Origin of the sequence: Nostoc sp. (assembly GCF_036917775.1) — a bacterium.
Lineage (GTDB): Bacteria > Cyanobacteriota > Cyanobacteriia > Cyanobacteriales > Nostocaceae > Nostoc.
The window spans coordinates 74,496-91,979 of the sequence record NZ_JBALEQ010000058.1; the positions used below are offsets into that span (position 1 = coordinate 74,496).

Below are 17,484 nucleotides of genomic sequence, written 5' to 3' on the forward strand. Positions count from 1 at the left end.
TAACTTAGCTTAAGATAGCCTCAAATTGATCTCCGTAGTTTCAAGGGAAATTTGCCATTATGTCTGAAAATTTTGGATCTTCCGGCCAAATACAACCACTGAGTGTAGGAAATGTTGTTAGTGCTGCGGTGCGATTGTATCGTTCTCATCTTAAGACTTATCTTAATCTGGCTTTGACTGCTCACTTGTGGGTTATCGTTCCGATTTATGGTTGGGCAAAATATGCAGCCATCTCTGGACTAATTTCACGCTTGGCTTTTGGAGAATTGATTTACCAACCTGAAGATGTTCAAACTGCCAGAAGCCATGTTAATCCACGTCTGTGGTCATTTTTAAGAGTTAGTTTTCAGGTAGCAGTATCTTTGCTGGTAGTTTATTTTGGATTGGCGATCGCAGGTGGTATTCTGTCTGCTGTGTTGATAGCGTTATTGGGAGGGATATTAGGTACTGCGGGTGTTATAGTCACAACCACATTGACAATAATTTTAATGGTAATTATTTTACTATTGGGACTAACCTGGTTCTACTCTCGTTGGATAGTAGCTGAGGTACCGCTAGCAGTTGAAGAAAATATTAATGGTGGCGAAAGTGTTGCTAGAAGTTGGGAATTAACTAAAGCCTCAGTACTTCGCATTCAGGGGGTTGTTTTAGTTGCTTTTTTCGTTACACTGCCATTGGTGTTTGTATTAAACTATATACCTAGCTTATTCCTCATTAAGCTTGAACCAGGTACTGTCATCTACGGAATCGTATATTTTATTTCTTTGATTGGCAGCTTAGTAGGTGGAGTTTTTATAATGCCATTCTGGCAAGCACTAAAAGCTGTTTTATACTTGGACTTGCGGACTCGGCGTGAGGGTCTGGGTTTGCAGTTAAGACAACCTCCTACACAAGATTTTCGTTAACTCAACGCCTTAATTCAACTCTATTAATTTTCAATTGGTTAAAATATGCGCTTTTTTAATCGCATCACATTCCAGACTCCAGAAAGTGTAGAGTTGGAATTTACTTTAGCGGGAATTGGTAATCGAGCTTTAGCACTGCTGATTGACTATACAGTGTTGGGTATAACATTGCTTTTGTTTGTCTTTACCTGGGCTGTCTTTTCAACGCAACTGGTAAATTTTCTTGAAGACTTTTTTACGAGTTTACCAAATTTAGACATTTGGTTATTAGCAATTTTCTTCATTATTGCCTTTGCAATTTATATCAGCTATTTTGTATTTTTTGAAACCTTATGGTTTGGGCAAACTCCTGGTAAACGGGTTGCTAAAATTCGCGTAGTTCGAGATGATGGCAGACTAATCGGGTTACAACAAGCAACTCTCCGTGCCCTACTACGGCCCTTTGATGAGACTTTGTTTATTGGCGCTTTTTTAATTATGTTCGGTAGTCGTGAAAAGCGTTTAGGTGATTTGGCTGCTGGCACAATTGTAATTCAAACTGAAACACCCATTGCATCTGCGACATTGACAATTTCAGAACAGGCAAAAGAACTTCATGAACAGTTAATCCAAATCGCCGATTTATCGAAATTATTGCCCGATGATTTTGCAGTTATTCGTGAATATTTGCAGCGACGGGCTGCCATGTCATTAAAGGCAAGAGCCTCACTATCTCTAAAGTTAGCCGAGCAAGTAGTAGCTATTATTAATTTAGAAAGCTTGCCAGAAGCGGTTACACCTGATGTATTTTTAGAAGCTGTTTATCTCGTATATCAAGAACCTAAATTTTAGGCGAGAAATTTATTTACAGCATTGGTAAAAAGTTAAGTTTACCTAAAAAACAAAATCATAATCAGTAGTCAGTGAGTGAAAACTACTGACTACTAACTAATGACTTAAAAATCTAAAATCGGCCAGTCTGGTTCACGATAATAGTGTGTCATGTTGTCAAATTTTCGCAATTCGACACGATTGATCGAAAATTCTGGCAAATTAAACAGCCATTTTTCATTCAATTCTGAAAGATTTGTGCTGAAACTTGTGCGGTCTAAGTCAGATGAAACCTCTCCAAAATAGGCTAATGTAACATGGGCAGTGAAATGATAATGCTGCTCAATACCCAAAGCAATCAACTTGGGATTTTGATAAATTGTTCGGCGGAATTTAATAATTTCCTCATAGCAGCTTTCATCTTGAGGTACTAAACAAACAGCTATAGCTCTTGGCATCAGTATCAGTCCCAGCATTTGCCATTTAATCGGATGACTCCTATTTGTCATCAATTGTTGATATTGCTGAAACATTTCGGCTAAACAAGAGGGTAACTCCTCGTCAAATTTTGGATTCTTTTCGCGGGCATCAAGGTAAGCATGATCCCAAATTAAATCCGCTAAAGTTACATGGAAGCTAGCAGGAGGTACAGGTATAATCAAATTACGGTTTACAGGCAACTGCAAAAGTTCCTGTTGGTAAGTCTGTAATTTGGCATAGAAAGCAGAATTTTCTGATTCTTCTTCTGCCGCAGGCGTTGTAATTAGCGTATACCCAGGAAAAGACGCTGCTTCTCTCAAGCCAGAATTTGGCTGAAATTTAGAAGATTCCTGAATATGCTGGGCTTGGGATCTGTAGGCTTCTGGCAGCGTCAGTCGTGCTAACCGATTTAAGTAAGTTTGATAGTTGTCGTCCAATCTTCATAGCCTCACGCTCTCACTTGATAGATTTTAGGGAAAATTACCCCGAATAAGAGAATGATTTTAAAAGTATTTAGTTTTTGGGAGTAGGGAGTGGTGAGTGGGGAGTGGGGGGAGCAGGGGAAGAAGAACTATTAATTATTGATCAATTCCCCATTCCCAGTTCCCAATTCCCCATGCCCAATTGAGGTTTATCTATGCCAATCTATGTTTACTGGGGTGAAGATGATTTTGCGATGGAAAAAGCGATCGCTGTTTTGCGCGATCACGTTCTCGATCCCAATTGGATAAGTTTTAATTACACTGCATTTACCCCAGATCAAGCTGATGCTGCTATCCAGGGGTTAAATCAGGTGATGACACCCACTTTTGGCGCTGGTGGGCGCTTGGTATGGCTGGTAAATACAACCTTGTGTCAGCACTGTCCAGAGAATGTCTTAGGGGAAATGGTGCGATCGCTATCTGTCATTCCCGAAAACTCATTTTTATTACTCAGCAGCCGCAACAAGCCAGATGAACGCCTCAAATCCACGAAATTGTTAAAACAATTTGCTACCGAATTCCGAGAATTTCCCCTCATTCCCCCTTGGAAAACCGAATTAATAGTGCAATCTGTTAATCAAGTAGCCCAGACTGTGGGCATAAAACTGACTGCCAATACTGCCCAACTGTTGGCAGAATCCGTCGGAAATGATACGCGATTGCTCTACAATGAAATAGAGAAATTACGGTTATATGCCCACGGTACCAACAAGCCTTTAGACGTAGATACTGTTACAAAGTTAGTAAGAAATACTACTCACAATAGTCTACAATTAGCAGCAGCAATCAGAATAGGAGATACAGCGAAAGCTTTGACAACCCTGGCAGATATGATCAATGCTTCCGAGCCGGGATTACGGATAGTTGCCACATTGATTGGACAATTTCGCACCTGGCTATGGGTCAAGATTATGATAGAAAGTGGTGAGCGCAACCAACAAGCGATCGCTAGTGCTGCTGATATCGGTAATCCCAAGCGGATCTACTTCTTACAACAAGAAATCAAACTGCTTTCTGTGCAACAGTTAATCTCCTGCTTACCTCTACTATTGGAGTTAGAAGTGAGCCTCAAGCAAGGAGCATCAGAAATGTCAACATTTCAGACTAAAGTCATCGAACTTTGTCAAGTATGCCGAGGAAGTTGACAATCAAATATAAAAACTTGATGTATTGAACAGTTGCTGGAACTTCCAACTCCGAAAATAATTCAAAGTTCTTATAATATCCCTGATGTAGTTTTGTGTCACACACTATATGAATAAAATTTCCAATGTCTTTTCCCGATCCAGCCGAAAGCGAATCCTTTGCCAATCATTCTTTTTCGGCGCGATCGCTACTGTGAGTGTTATTTCCAACGCTTTTTCAATTAGTTCAAAAGCTTATGGTCAAACTGCATCACCAATAGCTAACAATACTCAAATTGACAGCTACGCTCAAGCAGTGCTAGCAATGGAACCAGCACGTCAAAAGGCTTTTGAAACCATTAAAAACCTGATTGGCAATGGAGAAGTTCCCAAAATTGTTTGTAACGATTCTAACAGCATAAATGGTCTTCCTAGAAAGGCTCAAGATATCGCAGTAAATTACTGTAATAACTCTCAAAAAATTGTCCAAGATAATGGTTTGAGCATTGATCAGTTTAACAAAATTACTATAGAGCTACAAAATAACGAACTTTTAAAACAGCAGGTTTATAATACCTTATTACGTCTGCAAAAAACCCCTGATTCTCCTTAGTTATAAGCTGCATCAACACTAAAATTAGACAAGATCGCGGTTAAAATAACTACCCTTGTATGAAAGCAAGGGGTAGTATATTTTATCTATAGAAAAATCAAATATTGATTTATAAAATACTTGTTTGTGGTTAATAATTAATAATCTATTGAATTTTCCGAATCGATTTTTATTACCGTCCTATTATTCAATTATTAGAAAAGCTTGCTTGTCGCTTAGTGTGAATATTTTTCATGTGCTTTTTCACGGTGTTTATGGTGATGAAAAGCTTCATAGCAATTTCTTTGTAGCTGTAGTTACTTCTATAGAGAAACCAAATTTCAGCTTCTCGTGGCGTGAGGTCAAATTTTTTAACTTCAGTCAGTGCTACATTTTTTACAGACTCATATTGGTTTTCTATGGTAACTAATAAGCAAGGCACTTCAAACCCATCTAAATCTAGCAGTCTCACCCTAATCCGAAAAATATTTGACTTATCAAGTACAATTTCATCCGACAAAATCAGAAGTTTATCAGAAAACAAATACCGACTACTGAGTAAAGATTCACAAAGATTCCAGATAGCTGGCGGTACAAAATTCGGGTTAAAATTGTCTTGATTGAATTGACAACAAAGGCGATTAGCAGACGCATTACTATGTACTACTTCACCAGTTTGGCTTAAAATTAATATACCGTCTTCTAAGCCTTCAATTACTTCTTGTAAAAAATTAGCTCGCTTCGAGTTAAGTAAATCAATATTCTCTAGCTTTTCTGGTTGTGCTACTGTTTTTACTAATGTCTTTGTTAAGGCAATCATAGGAGATAGATTAATGTATAAAATCGTGCTTGTTTGTTAGATTCGTGCAAATTGGAAGATGTACTAATTTATTTTTTAGATGGTTATCTGAATAAATTGGGTGAATATTGCAGACTAATCATACCGATCAAAGTAAGTACAAGTGTTCTTTCTAAAACCGACTCCTGAGAATACTCAATCAACAATTCATCTATTTTGTTTGAATTAATTTAGGTTATACATTTTAAATACAACTTTGAAATAGCCTATTTCGGAAGACGCAAAATTTAATTTGGCTGGATGCCTCGTGACGCTAAGGTGTCATTGCTAGATTAATTGTCTAAAATCAAACGTATTGTTTTGTTGAATGTGAGCCACTTCTACAAAATAACTATCACCCCAATAAATAAAAATTATTCAGATGTAAATAAAAATATACACATAAATATTTGTATGTGCGTGTATTTACTATGTATGTTAAATTGCAGACTAAATTTTACGTTGATTAAAGCAAGCGATCGCACCTCACGGTTAACCTCGCCAACTTGATAGGCTCAAAAGCTTCCATAATAAACGCCATACCAGACAGATGGAAGTACCTGAAAAATGTCATCATAGTTAAGGTAAAACATTCTGGAGATAAGACAACGGTTTACGCACGCCCTTTAGCACGGTTAATTGAGCAATTGCAACGCCTGCCGGGAGTTGGCCCTAAATCTGCCCAAAGACTGGCTTTGCATATTTTGAAGCGTCCAGAAGCAGAAGTAGAAGCTTTGGCACAAGCTTTAATTGAAGCCAAAAAACAGATAGGCTTGTGTTCTGTTTGCTTTCACTTATCTGCTGAACCTGTTTGTGAAATCTGTCGCAATGCCAACCGTGACAACAGTACTATCTGTGTCGTAGCAGATCCCCGCGATGTAATTGCGCTGGAAAAAACCCGCGAATACAAAGGCAAATATCACGTTTTGGGTGGGGTGATTTCTCCAATTGATGGAATTGGGCCAGAACAATTGAATATACTGGCTTTGCAGCGACGGGTGAATCAGCAAAAACCTCAAGAAGTGATTCTGGCAATTAGTCCGAGTGTAGAAGGGGAAACAACAACACTATACATAGGTCAGCTGCTGAAACCATTTACCAAGGTGACGCGGATTGCCTTTGGTTTGCCTGTAGGTGGTGATTTGGAATACGCCGACGAAGTGACCCTGGCAAGGGCATTGGAAGGACGCAGAGAGTTAGATTGAGGTTAATTCAAAGGTTTATAAACATTTTGAGGTAGGGACAATTCATGAACTGCCCCTACCCCAAAGTATTAATTAGGCTTACCCGTAATCGTGAATGCTGCCCAGTAGTAAGGATGATTATAAAGATTTTTATCTGATGCCATTTTACTATTTCTATATAGTTGCGTCGCTAAATAAGTTTGAATTCGTAATTCTTCAGGATGCAGATTATTCAAAATATCTTCATACCATTTTGTCAGTTCTCCAGCAGTTAGTTCTTTCAGCCATCGTGTTGCTTCTGCTAAGGCAGTAACTGCTGATTTATTAGGCTGTAATCTCCGATAAAACTCTATCATCACCAAGGCACTAGCTGAAGATTCTACACTCCAGAGAGTACTAACTATATGAGGAATACCCTGACTTACCAAACCACTGGCTAAACTCACATATTCACTGCTGATAGTATAGTTGCTAGTACTTAAATTTTCACACGCAGAGAGAGTAATCAGGTTGTAAGTTGATAGATTTTGTTGATAGATTTCATCTAAAGTCAGTTTTTCTTCACCTGCTAATGCTAATTCTGACTTTTTGGGTTCAGCTAAATTATTAGTTACATGACCTGTAAAATGGAAAATATTGTAATTATCAAACAAGGCATTTTCAACAATATTTTTTGTAGCTTCTGCTCCCTGAATTCTTTGGATATTATTGAACATCTGGCTCACAACTTCAGACTCGAGTTTGGCAAATTTTAGTGGAGGATAACCTGCACTTTCAGGATGTTCAACACTGAGCAATAACTGATTTTGCCATTGCCAAATATCTTCAGTTCTTATTGATAAACCTATTTGGGCACTAGGTAGATAGGTGACAGTGAAATTGGACTCCACATTCGGCAACTCTTCCTGGGATGGAGAAGAAAGATGGAAAAGGGTATGAATGGGCAATCTGTACAAGTCGCGGTGAGGAATTAAAACCAGTTGGGTGATACCTTCGAGTTCCTGGGCAATTGTGGAAATATTCAAGATGCCATACAACTGCACCAGTTTGTGTTCCATATCCACTCGCCAAGAATGCTGGCTTTTACTTTCTTTGTCTTGGGCTGTAGTGCGGTATTCTTGATATTGTTGATGCCAATCTTCTAACCAAGTTTCAAAATCAATTAGGCGTTGTACTGCTTCAGGTAGCGGCAATTCATTCAGACGAATAGCGTCTTCTCCTAAAGGTAATGCCCCGACATCTTGCATGGGTGTAAACAGGAGAATCGGTGATGGGGCTTGGTCTTTGAGAATGAAAGTATGTAGGGCGACTGGACTAATATGCCAGTAAATAATTGCTGTTGTGGGATTAAATAGTTGTTGAATTGCACCATAATGGGGCGAGTAAATATTATTATTCCAGCCAGAAAGTAACCAGTTCAAACAAGCATTTTTGCCTTGTTCAGCAATTTCCCAAGCTTCAACTAAATCACCAGATTCCACTGCTAAATCAACTGCCAATTGATCAAAGCCTGCAAATTTCAAAGCTAGCTGTTTTTTACTTTCGTCTGAGCGAGTTTCTTCACTCAGCAATTGTCGCAATAAATCTGTACCGCGTTGCAGCAATTCTTGAACTTGTGTTGTTTGTCCCAAACCCATCAGTACCTTGCTTAGAGATTGCAAAACCTCTAGGTGGAACAGGGGAAAATATTCTAGTGTTAGGGTTAACAGCGCCTGATGGTACTCAGATGCAGCTTTGCGCCAATAATCGCGGGGATTGGGATGTTTTTTGCCTTGGTCGTAATAAGTATTAGCGATCGCCAAATGCAATCTACCCCAACCTTCTGGGTGGGTATCTGTCCGTAGATGTTTTAACCCTTCTTCGTAGCTGGCTAATTTTCCTTCGTAGCCACCCTGTTGCAAGTCGGGGTTTGTCGCTGTGATCCTGCTCGACAAATTCAGCAATGCTTCCGAGTCCACCAAATGACCGATCGCAGTTCCCCGACCAATCCAAGCTTCCCAATAATCTTGTTTAATTTCCAAAGCGTGATCATAACAAGCGATCGCTTCGGCAAATTGTTCTAAATAAAACAGTGCTACTGCCTGATTATACCAAGCTAGATGGAAGTCGGGTTTGATAGCGATCGCTTGGCGATAGGAAGCGATCGCTTCTTGGCGACGACCTAAGTTGTCTAATGCTATACCTCGGTTGTACCAAGCTAAGTAGAAATCGGCTTGAACTGAAAGGGCTTTATCCCAGGAGGCGATCGCTTCTGACCACCTTCCTAAATTAAATAGCACTACACCCCGGTCTATCCAAACTTCGTGGTACTCTGGGTTAATTTCTAGGGCTTTGTCGTAGGATATAATTGCCTCTGCAAATTGTTCGCCTACAGCTAAGGCTATCCCTCGGTGATACCAGTTTTCTTGGTCTTCTGGTTCCAATTGCAGCGCTTGATCGTAACTATAAATAGCTTCGGGTAGCCAACCTAGCTTCAGTAACGCCAAACCTTTGCTAGACCAAGCTTCTTGGTAGTCTGGCTTGACTTCTATAGCTTTGTCAAAAGAAGCGATCGCTTCTTCAAAATATCCTAATTCTCCGAGAGTTCCACCCCGGTTGTGCCAAGCTTTGTAGAAGTCGGGTTTTAGTTCTATGGCGGTTTCGTAAGATGCGATCGCTTCTTCAAAACGTTCTAAATGGAACAGTGTCAAGCCTCGATTAAACCAATACTCTGAGACTTCCGGTTGAAGTTCTATAGCTTGATCGTAAGATGCGATCGCGCCTAACAAATCACCTGTTTTCGCTTGGCTTAGACCTTGGTAAAACCATCCTTGAGCGTTAGTAATCGGATTATCGCTATGTCGCTCAATAATACCAGGAGAATTACTGCTTTGAACTGCCAAGTTAGAAGCAAGTTGCTGGACTAAATTGGTACTTTGATCCAATTTCACCCACAACTCATCTAATGTATTAGCTACATTTGGCTCTAAATTTGTCAAAGCGCTATCCCAGTTTTCCACTGAGGGAGAAGTTGTTAATTCACTTCTTGGCCTAGTAGAAAGGAGATTTACTCCTGTTGTACTTTGAACAACTTCTTCATCATCGAACCTCAGTTGGGCTAATGAGGTGATTGAATCTTCCTTTGGGGGGAGAGGGAGATTTTCGGGTATTGTGGCTTGGGCTTCTTCCCTTTCATACTCCAATACCAGTTCCTCTATATTTTCGGTGAATCTTTCCTCGAAAGAGACATTTTCAGGTGCTGAGGTGATTGGTTCAACAGCTGGCACATCATATTCCCATAACTGCTCACCTAAGCTCCGAATTAGCTCTTGCCCAGGCGAAATTGGGATAATTTCTTGATCGGTTGTGATTTCTACAACATCTGGTTCATCATACTCCCATAACTGCTCGCCTAAATTGCGGATCAGTTCTTCCCCAGGAGTAATTTCTACGACATCCGGCTCATCATACTCCCATAACTGCTCGCCTAAATTACGGATCAGTTCTTCCCCAGGAGTGATTTCTACGACATCTGGCTCATCATGCTCCCATCGCTGCTCACCTAAGCCGATCAGTTCTTCCCCAGGAGCGATTTCTACCCCATATTGTTCAGGAGTAATTTCTGAGCTATCTTCTGGATAATTCTCCTCATCCTCTATCTGTGTAGGTGAATTTTGCATCATGCGGATGCCAATTTCATAAGCAACATCTCCAATTCTGCCAACACCAAGTTCCCCCAATTGCACCATCTGTGATGCTAAAAGAGGATTCGGTGCAGGTGAAGCTAGCAAGCTTTCGCCAAACATCACCAACCAATCTATCCAGCGTTCAGCCGGAATCCGATTTTCAACCCGTTGCAGATACCTCAATGCCCACTGTCGTCCTCGTGCTTGATGCACGCCTTCTAACAATTGGATAAACAATTGTTCCAGATCCGCATTGGTTAGTTCTGGTAGTACCTCCACCAGATTGTGTCCTCTCGCACCCTTGAGAGAACTAGCCTGCTTACTTTCAATGAGGCGCTTTAAAAGCCTTTTAAGCGACTGCGATATCCGCCTGAGCATCTGCCACACTATTGGATTTTGTTTTTCTAGATTGTAGCCATCGTTGTGTTAAAAAAATCATCAATTACGTAAAAATCCATTAGATTGTGACGGCGCTTCCGTCGCAGGTTAGCAAAAAATATACCAAAATTCAAGAGTAAAGCATTACAACGTTACAATTCCCGATTCGACTAATTTTCTGTTTGCTCTGTAGTCGATTGACCGGCAGGATACAATTGATTGATCAATGCCTGGACAAGCAGTTGTGGATCATCTGTCTCAACGGCAAGCTGTTGAGCAATCTGCTGGCGTAAGTTTTCATCCTCTTGCAACATTACAAACAACTCTTCTAAGGTGACAGTTTGGTATTCTCCCTCTGGGGGATTCTCTGGCGCATCTACTGACTCTGATATAGGGGCGGTTGTCTCAGATTGTAAAGTCGTGCTAAAAGAGTCTGGCCCTTCATATTCCCAAATTGGTTCGCCTTGATTGCGCGTCAACAACTGCATTCCAATACTATAGGCAACATCTCCGATTTCTCCGATATCCAACTCACCGAGTTGTACTAACCGTGCGGCTATTTCATTATTCGGTGTCGGTGATGCTAGCAATTTTTCACCAAAGCGCCCTAACCACTGAACCCAGTCTTCAGTAGTAATCCGATGTTCAATATTATGCAGCCACTTTTGCGCCCAGGCTTCCCCTCGTGCTTGATGTACTCCTTGCAATAGCTCGGTGAAGAGAAATTCCAGATCCGTATCGCTTAGGGGTGGGGCTGGTTCTTTTGGGATATTCCCTCTAGATTTTGAGACATTTTGTTTTCCACCGAACAAGCTCTGAAAAAGCTTTTTGAGCCATTGAAATAGCCGCTTGAGCATCTGCTGCACCATCGAGTTTTGCTTATCTATAAAATTGTAGCGATCGCACTGGACTATAGCGTTAGTTCTTTGTCATTTGTCATTAGTCATTGGTCATTAGTCATTGGTCATTTGTCATTAGTTCTTTTTTCCTTACTTCCTACTTTTGATGAGAACAAATGTACTAAATGCTATGCTATAATTCCGATACATTGATGTTGAAATCATAGTAAAGAATTATGATCTAGTTGCTTGCTTTCCTGAGTGCCAAAATTGACGGCATTAGTTGAGTGTAAGCGCTATGGCAACATCAATAAATAAAGCAGGTACGAGAGTTTAAAATAATTGAATCCCAAACTCGACTCGGTGCTACTAATTAACGTTGAAAGGCATTGAAGTCTATTTTTCCATGTCTTACGAACCCCTGCACCATAAATATCGCCCCAAAAGTTTTGCTGAACTGGTGGGACAAGAGGCGATCGCTACCACCCTCACGAATGCGATCGGCACATCCAAAATCGCCCCCGCCTATTTATTTACAGGGCCAAGAGGTACGGGGAAAACTTCTAGTGCCCGGATTTTAGCTAAATCTCTCAATTGTCTCAAAAGCGATCGGCCCACTGCTGAACCCTGCGGCGTGTGTGATGTTTGTCAGGGAATCACCAAGGGTTACGCTTTAGATGTAATTGAAATCGATGCTGCTAGTAACACTGGTGTCGATAATATCCGCGAATTGATTGAAAAAGCCCAGTTTGCCCCTGTGCAGTGTCGTTACAAGGTTTATGTAATCGATGAATGCCACATGCTCAGTACCCAGGCATTCAACGCGCTACTTAAGACCTTAGAAGAACCACCGAGACACGTAGTTTTTGTATTGGCAACAACAGACCCGCAACGGGTGTTACCAACGATTATTTCGCGCTGTCAAAGGTTTGATTTTAGACGTATTCAATTAGAGGCGATGGTTAAGCATTTAAGTGCGATCGCATCTAAAGAAAGCATTCATATTTCACCCGAAGCTGTAACCCTGGTAGCCCAACTTTCTCAGGGAGGGTTACGAGATGCCGAAAGCTTGCTTGATCAATTGGGTTTGTTAGCAGGTGAAGTGACACCAGATAGAGTTTGGGATTTGGTGGGGACGGTAAGCGAACAGGACTTGCTGGGACTGTTAAATGCGATCGCTCAAGATAAACCCGAAGCAGTTCTTGACAGTACCCACAAAATTCTCGATCGTGGTCGAGAACCCCTAACTCTCCTACAAAATCTCGCCGCATTCTACCGCGATTTACTTGTAGCCAAAACAGCACCCAACCGCCACGATTTGGTTGCTTGTACTCAGCAAACCTGGACGGCGTTGGTTGAGTTTGCCCAATACTTCGATATGAGTGTAATTTTGGCGGGACAGGAACACCTAAGAAAAGCTGAAGTGCAAATTAAAAACAGTACTCAGCCGCGTTTATGGTTGGAAGTAACATTACTAGGATTGTTACCCAGTGCGACAACAAATATTCAGCCACAAGCCCCAAATATCGCGCCGCGAGTTAACCCACCGGCTGTATCTCCAAGCTCTCCTCCAGCAGTTACCCAAAATTATGCAGTCTCTTCTTTACCGGTAGCGGAACCACAAACAAATCATAATTCTACACTTCGACAAGGCTCAGTGACCGCAAACCATCATGTAGCGACTGCCCAAAATCAGCCTGTCACTTCATCTAGCGCAGTTGAACAGCAAACAAATCACAATTCTGCTCCTAACTCAGTTTCATCACCAACCCCAGAACCTGTTGCTGTTCCTCTGCCACCTACGAACGTTGAAGCAGTAACTTCAGAAGTTGTTGGAGAAGCACAATATGATTTAACTCAGGTTTGGCAACAGGTACTTGCTAACCTCCAGCCTAAATCAAGGCAAGAAATGCTGCGTCAAATGAGCCAACTTATAGAGTTCGACGGTGTTGTGGCTCGAATTGCTATCAAACAGGCATGGTATGACAAGGGTAAATCTTATCTACCGATGATTACGGAAGCTTTCCAGCAGACTTTCCAGCGTGAAATCCAGATAAATATAGAAAAAGGAATTTCTTCAAACTCTACTTCAGCTAAAAAAAATCCTCCGCCAAAAGACTCTAGTCGCGTTCAGCAACCAGCTACTCCTAGTTACAACCAGCAAATTTCGCCTCCAGCGCCAGTACCACAGCCAGCAACGCCAGCGCCACTAAGAACCGAGCCGCTAGCAAAAAATGGAAATGGAGTAAATGGAAATGGGGCAAATGGAAATGGAGTAAATGGAAATGGAGTAAATGGAAACGGGGCAAATGGAAATGGGGCAAATGGAAATGGGGCAAATAGAAATGGGGCGCAAACTTTTCCTCCACCGCCACAGCGAACACCCGCACCTGATTGGGAAATTGATGAAGTAGCGATCGCAGCTCAACGTCTAGCAGAATTCTTCAACGGACAAATTATCCGTTTCACAGAGGATTCAACAGAATTCTCCGATTCTATAGCTACACCTGAATGGGTAGAGGAATCAGAAGTTGAAGATGAATAATGCTCTTATATTGAATTAAAAACTGGGAAATAAATAAAACTTATTTGATGCGGAAAAATAATCTAAGCTGAGGTTACTAATTATATCTTACTCATGATTTGAGTTTCAATAAAATACTACAAAGCTATATCCAACTTAGATTTTTAGTTTTACTACTAGTTAAGTTTATTTTTTTAATTTGTTAGTTGTTTGTTCGCACCATAAAATATACGAGATAACTGATTTTTGTTGAGTAATTTATTCTTTGGAAGTTTTATATAATTGCTTCTAAAGTGATAGATAATCGCTATACTTCAGGTCGATATTGACTGGTTTGCCCCAGCCAACGTAAGCAAAGTTGTCCATTATTGTTGTCGTGTTCTTCTCCATAATAATAAACCATACAATAAATATACGTGCCTTCTTGAGGCCACTGAGCATGATCTAGAGGTAGTGGTTTACACTCCTCTTTGTAGTAAAAAATAGGCCCAATATGAATTAAACCTATATACCTATAGGAATCCTTTGGAAAATCATCGACTTCTATAAATATGCCAAAAGGTTTAATTTTTCCTACTTTTGCCCAAAACTTACGACCAATGGGAAATTGCTGCTTAAGCAGTAACCAGTGTTCTTTCCTAAGTAGCCGCCATTGTTCTTCATTCATTTTCATCAGGAAGCTAATCGGCATTTAACTTGCATCATTAGAGCGGGCAAGATTCACACCCCACAAGATATTGATAAAATTTTAATCTGCAAATTATAATGTGCTTTAGCTTAGTCTAGCTTTTTAAGAAGAAAAAACGAACTGTGAATATTATGGTCTACAGTGAAAAAGGCAGGAGGCAGAGGGTATTATTTCTCCTGCCTCCTGCCTCTGTTATTTTTAATTCCCCAAAGGGGCTATTCGCCATGCCCCGTATGCAAGGTTTTCACCCATTTCAGGCGCTTTGGTCTTACCGACATCCGGGCAGTAGTACTGCTCATGACAACTAACCAGTGCAACATATATAAACTGCCACGCAGGGTTTGCACCAGCATCGTAAGATATGTAGAAAGTGGGAATTTTTGATCTTGACGTACCCGCTTTAGACCTGTAAACATTCCTACCATCGACATAGAAATGGACAAGCCTGTAATGGGACTTAACATTGGTGGACGATGACGCGCGATCGCCATCAACAAATCTGGGACTGCTGCTGTAGGCAGGATATACATAATCAGCATAAAAATCAGCAAATCCCAGCTTTTGCGCGTTCCCATGCGGTTTTTGAGAATTAAATCCCAATAATCCAAATAGCGTTGATAACCGCCTTCTGCCCATCGGTTGCGCTGATGCCAAAGTGCGATCGCATTTGTCACACCTTCTTCTTGCACTGCTGGATGGAAAACACATTCAATATCCCATTTATCCAAATGCAAGCGAATTGTCAAATCCAAATCATCGGTAATAGTTTCCTCATTCCAGCCACCGCAGCTTTCCAAGGCTGAACGCCGGACAAATTGACCATTACCCCGCAGTTCGCCAATACCACCAAGGGCAGTACGCTGTTGCTGAAACCAGGTATCAAGGGCCATTTCGGCCATTTGCCCCTTAGTCCAAAAATTATCTTTAGCATTGGCGATCGCTTTTCGCACCTGCACCGCCCCCACCTTTTCTCTTTGGAATAAAGGTATTACCTGTTGCAGCAAGTCTGGTGTTACTTGGGCATCAGCATCAAATACTGCTATGATGTCGCCCTTTGTCAGAGGCAACACCTGATTTAATGCCCCTGATTTGCCGCCACTAGCTTCTGCTGAACGCCTTAATACTTTCAGTTGATCATGTTTCTGTTCTAGTTCTGCTAATAAATGTGGCGTGCTATCACTGCTGTGATCGTCAATAATCCATACTTCATACTGCCCACCTGGATATTCCAGGTTACAAAGATTTTTGACTAATTTTGCAATTACTGCTTCTTCATTTTTCGCAGCCACTAATACAGATACAAAGGGCAAATCTCCCTGTATTTCTTTTGGATAGCGACGGGATTTAGTAAACACGACCACCAAAGCATGAAATCCTAGAATGGTGGTCAGTCCTAGAATAAATATGGAAGCCCAAGAAACTAAATGTAGAGCGATCGTGCCACTCCAGACGATAGTCAAGACTAGAGCTGCTTTGCCTCTACGACCTTGAAACCGGGATGGTAGAGACATAGGATCTGTCTCTAACACTGACTCCTCATCTACTGATAGGTCAGACAACAAGGAGTTGAGCGGATCAAGCTCTTGATAAGAATCTTCTTCGGGCCAGGAATTCGCTGGCATAGGTTAGGTTGCTTGATTCAAAAACCAGTATTTGTCTACAGTTAGTAATTTTACGGACAAATATCCCTAAGCTACTTTTCCCGATATTAATCGGAATGGGTAAACTGCAATACCCGCTATCCCTAAGCCAAAAGCCGCCGGGACTACTTTTGTTGTCACTGTCACTCTGGGTAATTACTTAGCATTAACCACGTTTCTACTCTTAGACAGAGGCTTGATTCCCACTTGGGCAGCAAGCTTGTCGAGTCGGACTTTCTCTAATGAGAATTCCGGTTTAGGCAAAGTGATACCAAGGTGACAGCAGCTTATTGTTGGAAGAAATAGCAATAATAACATCCACAAATTTATAGTGTGGGTTTTTCATGTTATGTTATTGCGCCCAGCTGCGATCAAAGTTAATGCAGCCTTATTGTAACCGAAATTTTAATATTTCTTAGCAGTAACTTCATTTATGGGGCATTGGGCATAAGGGATGAGTCTTTGATACTTGCTGACGAGTCTTTAAACTCCACTACTCTGCTCTTCAGTCCCTATTCCCTATGCCCCATTCTCTATTCCCCACTATGTGCTTTAGACACATCTTTTGGGAACACTACTAACAATCCACTAATATCCCTAGTTGCCAACTAACTTGAGGAATATTTAACCATGTCTATTGAGCAACTCCAGCCTGCTAATCAACAACAAGCCAGTGTTTACTTACCTTATGTCCAAGGTACTAAGCGCAATTTTTTACCCTATGCCATCAGTCTTTATCAAAAAGGGGTTTTGGAGGGACATAGGAAGATAGAAGCTAGTGAAAATGTCCCCTTTGTCGCATCTTGGAATGTTGCTACTTTACCCTCAGACTTAACCCGTTGCCGAATTCAGTTTGATGGCAATGCTGAATTGAGTTACGAACTAATGATGGCTAGTTTCGAGTTTATTAATTTTTTAATTGAAGTTATGGACAACTATAAACGCCATCGCTTAACTGATTTTTCACAACCTTTTTACCGCAAGCTACTGCGTATAGATGATTGATTAAAAACGAGCCGAACTAGCAAAAGTTCGGCTCGTTTTTAAAACTATCCTGTATGATTATAAAATTTACCAGCCTCTCACCTTAAAAACATCTTCATATAAGATGTTTTTAAATTTTAATTTATTACTCGTGCTTCAACTTAAACAAGATTTATCATCAACCTATTAATTTTAGTTTTTTAATCTGAATTTAATTAGCGCTTATTCCGTACAATCAATTAATACAGATAAAATATGGTAACCGTTCACACGATAAGAAACGCTACAGTCAAAAATGGGTTACTGAGGTGGTAGATTAAGAGGCATGGATGAAAACTGCCTCGCCTACGG

Annotated in this window: 13 protein-coding genes; 7 read left to right on the forward strand and 6 right to left on the reverse strand. The window is 40.8% G+C overall.

The features are described from left to right. The first annotated feature begins 59 nt into the window (after positions 1-59). Positions 60-905: a hypothetical protein gene (locus tag V7K69_RS09820; RefSeq protein WP_335033724.1), complete on the forward strand. Its 846-nt coding sequence runs from the start codon at positions 60-62 to the stop codon at positions 903-905. A 45-nt stretch (positions 906-950) separates the two neighbouring features. Then, positions 951-1,736 (forward strand): RDD family protein, encoded by a 786-nt coding sequence (locus V7K69_RS09825; protein WP_335033726.1) that lies wholly within the window; start codon positions 951-953, stop codon positions 1,734-1,736. 104 nt (positions 1,737-1,840) lie between these two features. Here V7K69_RS09825 and V7K69_RS09830 read toward each other — a convergent pair whose 3' ends face one another. Beyond that, positions 1,841-2,632 carry a DUF1868 domain-containing protein gene (locus V7K69_RS09830; RefSeq protein ID WP_335033728.1) on the reverse strand — a complete coding sequence of 264 codons (792 nt, stop codon included), beginning with the start codon at positions 2,630-2,632 and terminating at the stop codon, positions 1,841-1,843. 200 nt (positions 2,633-2,832) lie between these two features. On the opposite strand from V7K69_RS09830, the gene holA reads away from it, so the two are divergent. Together holA and V7K69_RS09840 are read left to right on the forward strand one after the other, a co-directional pair. Then, on the forward strand, positions 2,833-3,822 hold the full coding sequence (gene holA / locus V7K69_RS09835; RefSeq protein WP_335033730.1) for a DNA polymerase III subunit delta: 990 nt from the start codon (positions 2,833-2,835) through the stop codon (positions 3,820-3,822). Between the two features lie 109 nt (positions 3,823-3,931). Further along, positions 3,932-4,414 carry a DUF4168 domain-containing protein gene (locus tag V7K69_RS09840; RefSeq protein ID WP_335033732.1) on the forward strand — a complete coding sequence of 161 codons (483 nt, stop codon included), beginning with the start codon at positions 3,932-3,934 and terminating at the stop codon, positions 4,412-4,414. Positions 4,415-4,601: 187 nt separating this feature from the next. Here the strand turns inward: V7K69_RS09840 and V7K69_RS09845 are convergent, their stop codons facing one another. Beyond that, complete coding sequence (locus tag V7K69_RS09845; RefSeq protein ID WP_335033734.1) at positions 4,602-5,213, reverse strand: LuxR C-terminal-related transcriptional regulator; 612 nt, start codon at positions 5,211-5,213, stop codon at positions 4,602-4,604. A 593-nt stretch (positions 5,214-5,806) separates the two neighbouring features. Here V7K69_RS09845 and recR point away from each other — a divergent pair. Then, on the forward strand, positions 5,807-6,436 hold the full coding sequence (gene recR / locus V7K69_RS09850; protein ID WP_335033752.1) for a recombination mediator RecR: 630 nt from the start codon (positions 5,807-5,809) through the stop codon (positions 6,434-6,436). 68 nt (positions 6,437-6,504) lie between these two features. Here recR and V7K69_RS09855 read toward each other — a convergent pair whose 3' ends face one another. Both V7K69_RS09855 and V7K69_RS09860 read right to left on the reverse strand, forming a co-directional pair. Continuing rightward, entirely contained in the window at positions 6,505-10,458 is a 3,954-nt protein-coding gene (locus V7K69_RS09855; RefSeq protein ID WP_335033736.1) for a CHAT domain-containing protein, read from the reverse strand. A gap of 170 nt (positions 10,459-10,628) precedes the next feature. Further along, on the reverse strand, positions 10,629-11,315 hold the full coding sequence (locus V7K69_RS09860) for a hypothetical protein (RefSeq protein WP_442936131.1): 687 nt from the start codon (positions 11,313-11,315) through the stop codon (positions 10,629-10,631). 388 nt (positions 11,316-11,703) lie between these two features. Here V7K69_RS09860 and V7K69_RS09865 point away from each other — a divergent pair, with 388 nt between their 5' ends. Then, positions 11,704-13,842, forward strand: coding sequence for a DNA polymerase III subunit gamma/tau (locus tag V7K69_RS09865; RefSeq protein ID WP_335033740.1), 2,139 nt, complete (start codon positions 11,704-11,706; stop codon positions 13,840-13,842). A gap of 286 nt (positions 13,843-14,128) precedes the next feature. Here the strand turns inward: V7K69_RS09865 and V7K69_RS09870 are convergent, their stop codons facing one another. Continuing rightward, the gene (locus tag V7K69_RS09870; protein WP_335033742.1) at positions 14,129-14,512 is read right to left on the reverse strand and encodes a hypothetical protein; all 384 of its coding nucleotides are present in this window, start codon (positions 14,510-14,512) and stop codon (positions 14,129-14,131) included. Between the two features lie 212 nt (positions 14,513-14,724). Then, on the reverse strand, positions 14,725-16,131 hold the full coding sequence (locus V7K69_RS09875; RefSeq protein ID WP_335033744.1) for a glycosyltransferase: 1,407 nt from the start codon (positions 16,129-16,131) through the stop codon (positions 14,725-14,727). A gap of 648 nt (positions 16,132-16,779) precedes the next feature. Here V7K69_RS09875 and ebsA point away from each other — a divergent pair. Beyond that, positions 16,780-17,154 carry a type IV pilus biogenesis protein EbsA gene (ebsA, locus tag V7K69_RS09880; protein ID WP_335033746.1) on the forward strand — a complete coding sequence of 125 codons (375 nt, stop codon included), beginning with the start codon at positions 16,780-16,782 and terminating at the stop codon, positions 17,152-17,154. Positions 17,155-17,484 lie beyond the last annotated feature (330 nt).

Excerpts from the sequence above, each read along its gene's own strand:
- V7K69_RS09825 (WP_335033726.1), top strand. The coding sequence starts at position 951 with ATGCGCTTTTTTAATCGCATCACATTCCAGACTCCAGAAAGTGTAGAG.
- ebsA (WP_335033746.1), top strand. The coding sequence starts at position 16,780 with ATGTCTATTGAGCAACTCCAGCCTGCTAATCAACAACAAGCCAGTGTT.
- V7K69_RS09865 (WP_335033740.1), top strand. The coding sequence starts at position 11,704 with ATGTCTTACGAACCCCTGCACCATAAATATCGCCCCAAAAGTTTTGCT.
- V7K69_RS09870 (WP_335033742.1), bottom strand. The coding sequence starts at position 14,512 with ATGCCGATTAGCTTCCTGATGAAAATGAATGAAGAACAATGGCGGCTA.
- V7K69_RS09875 (WP_335033744.1), bottom strand. The coding sequence starts at position 16,131 with ATGCCAGCGAATTCCTGGCCCGAAGAAGATTCTTATCAAGAGCTTGAT.
- holA (WP_335033730.1), top strand. The coding sequence starts at position 2,833 with ATGCCAATCTATGTTTACTGGGGTGAAGATGATTTTGCGATGGAAAAA.
- V7K69_RS09840 (WP_335033732.1), top strand. The coding sequence starts at position 3,932 with ATGAATAAAATTTCCAATGTCTTTTCCCGATCCAGCCGAAAGCGAATC.
- V7K69_RS09860 (WP_442936131.1), bottom strand. The coding sequence starts at position 11,315 with ATGCTCAAGCGGCTATTTCAATGGCTCAAAAAGCTTTTTCAGAGCTTG.
- V7K69_RS09855 (WP_335033736.1), bottom strand. The coding sequence starts at position 10,458 with ATGCTCAGGCGGATATCGCAGTCGCTTAAAAGGCTTTTAAAGCGCCTC.
- V7K69_RS09820 (WP_335033724.1), top strand. The coding sequence starts at position 60 with ATGTCTGAAAATTTTGGATCTTCCGGCCAAATACAACCACTGAGTGTA.
- V7K69_RS09845 (WP_335033734.1), bottom strand. The coding sequence starts at position 5,213 with ATGATTGCCTTAACAAAGACATTAGTAAAAACAGTAGCACAACCAGAA.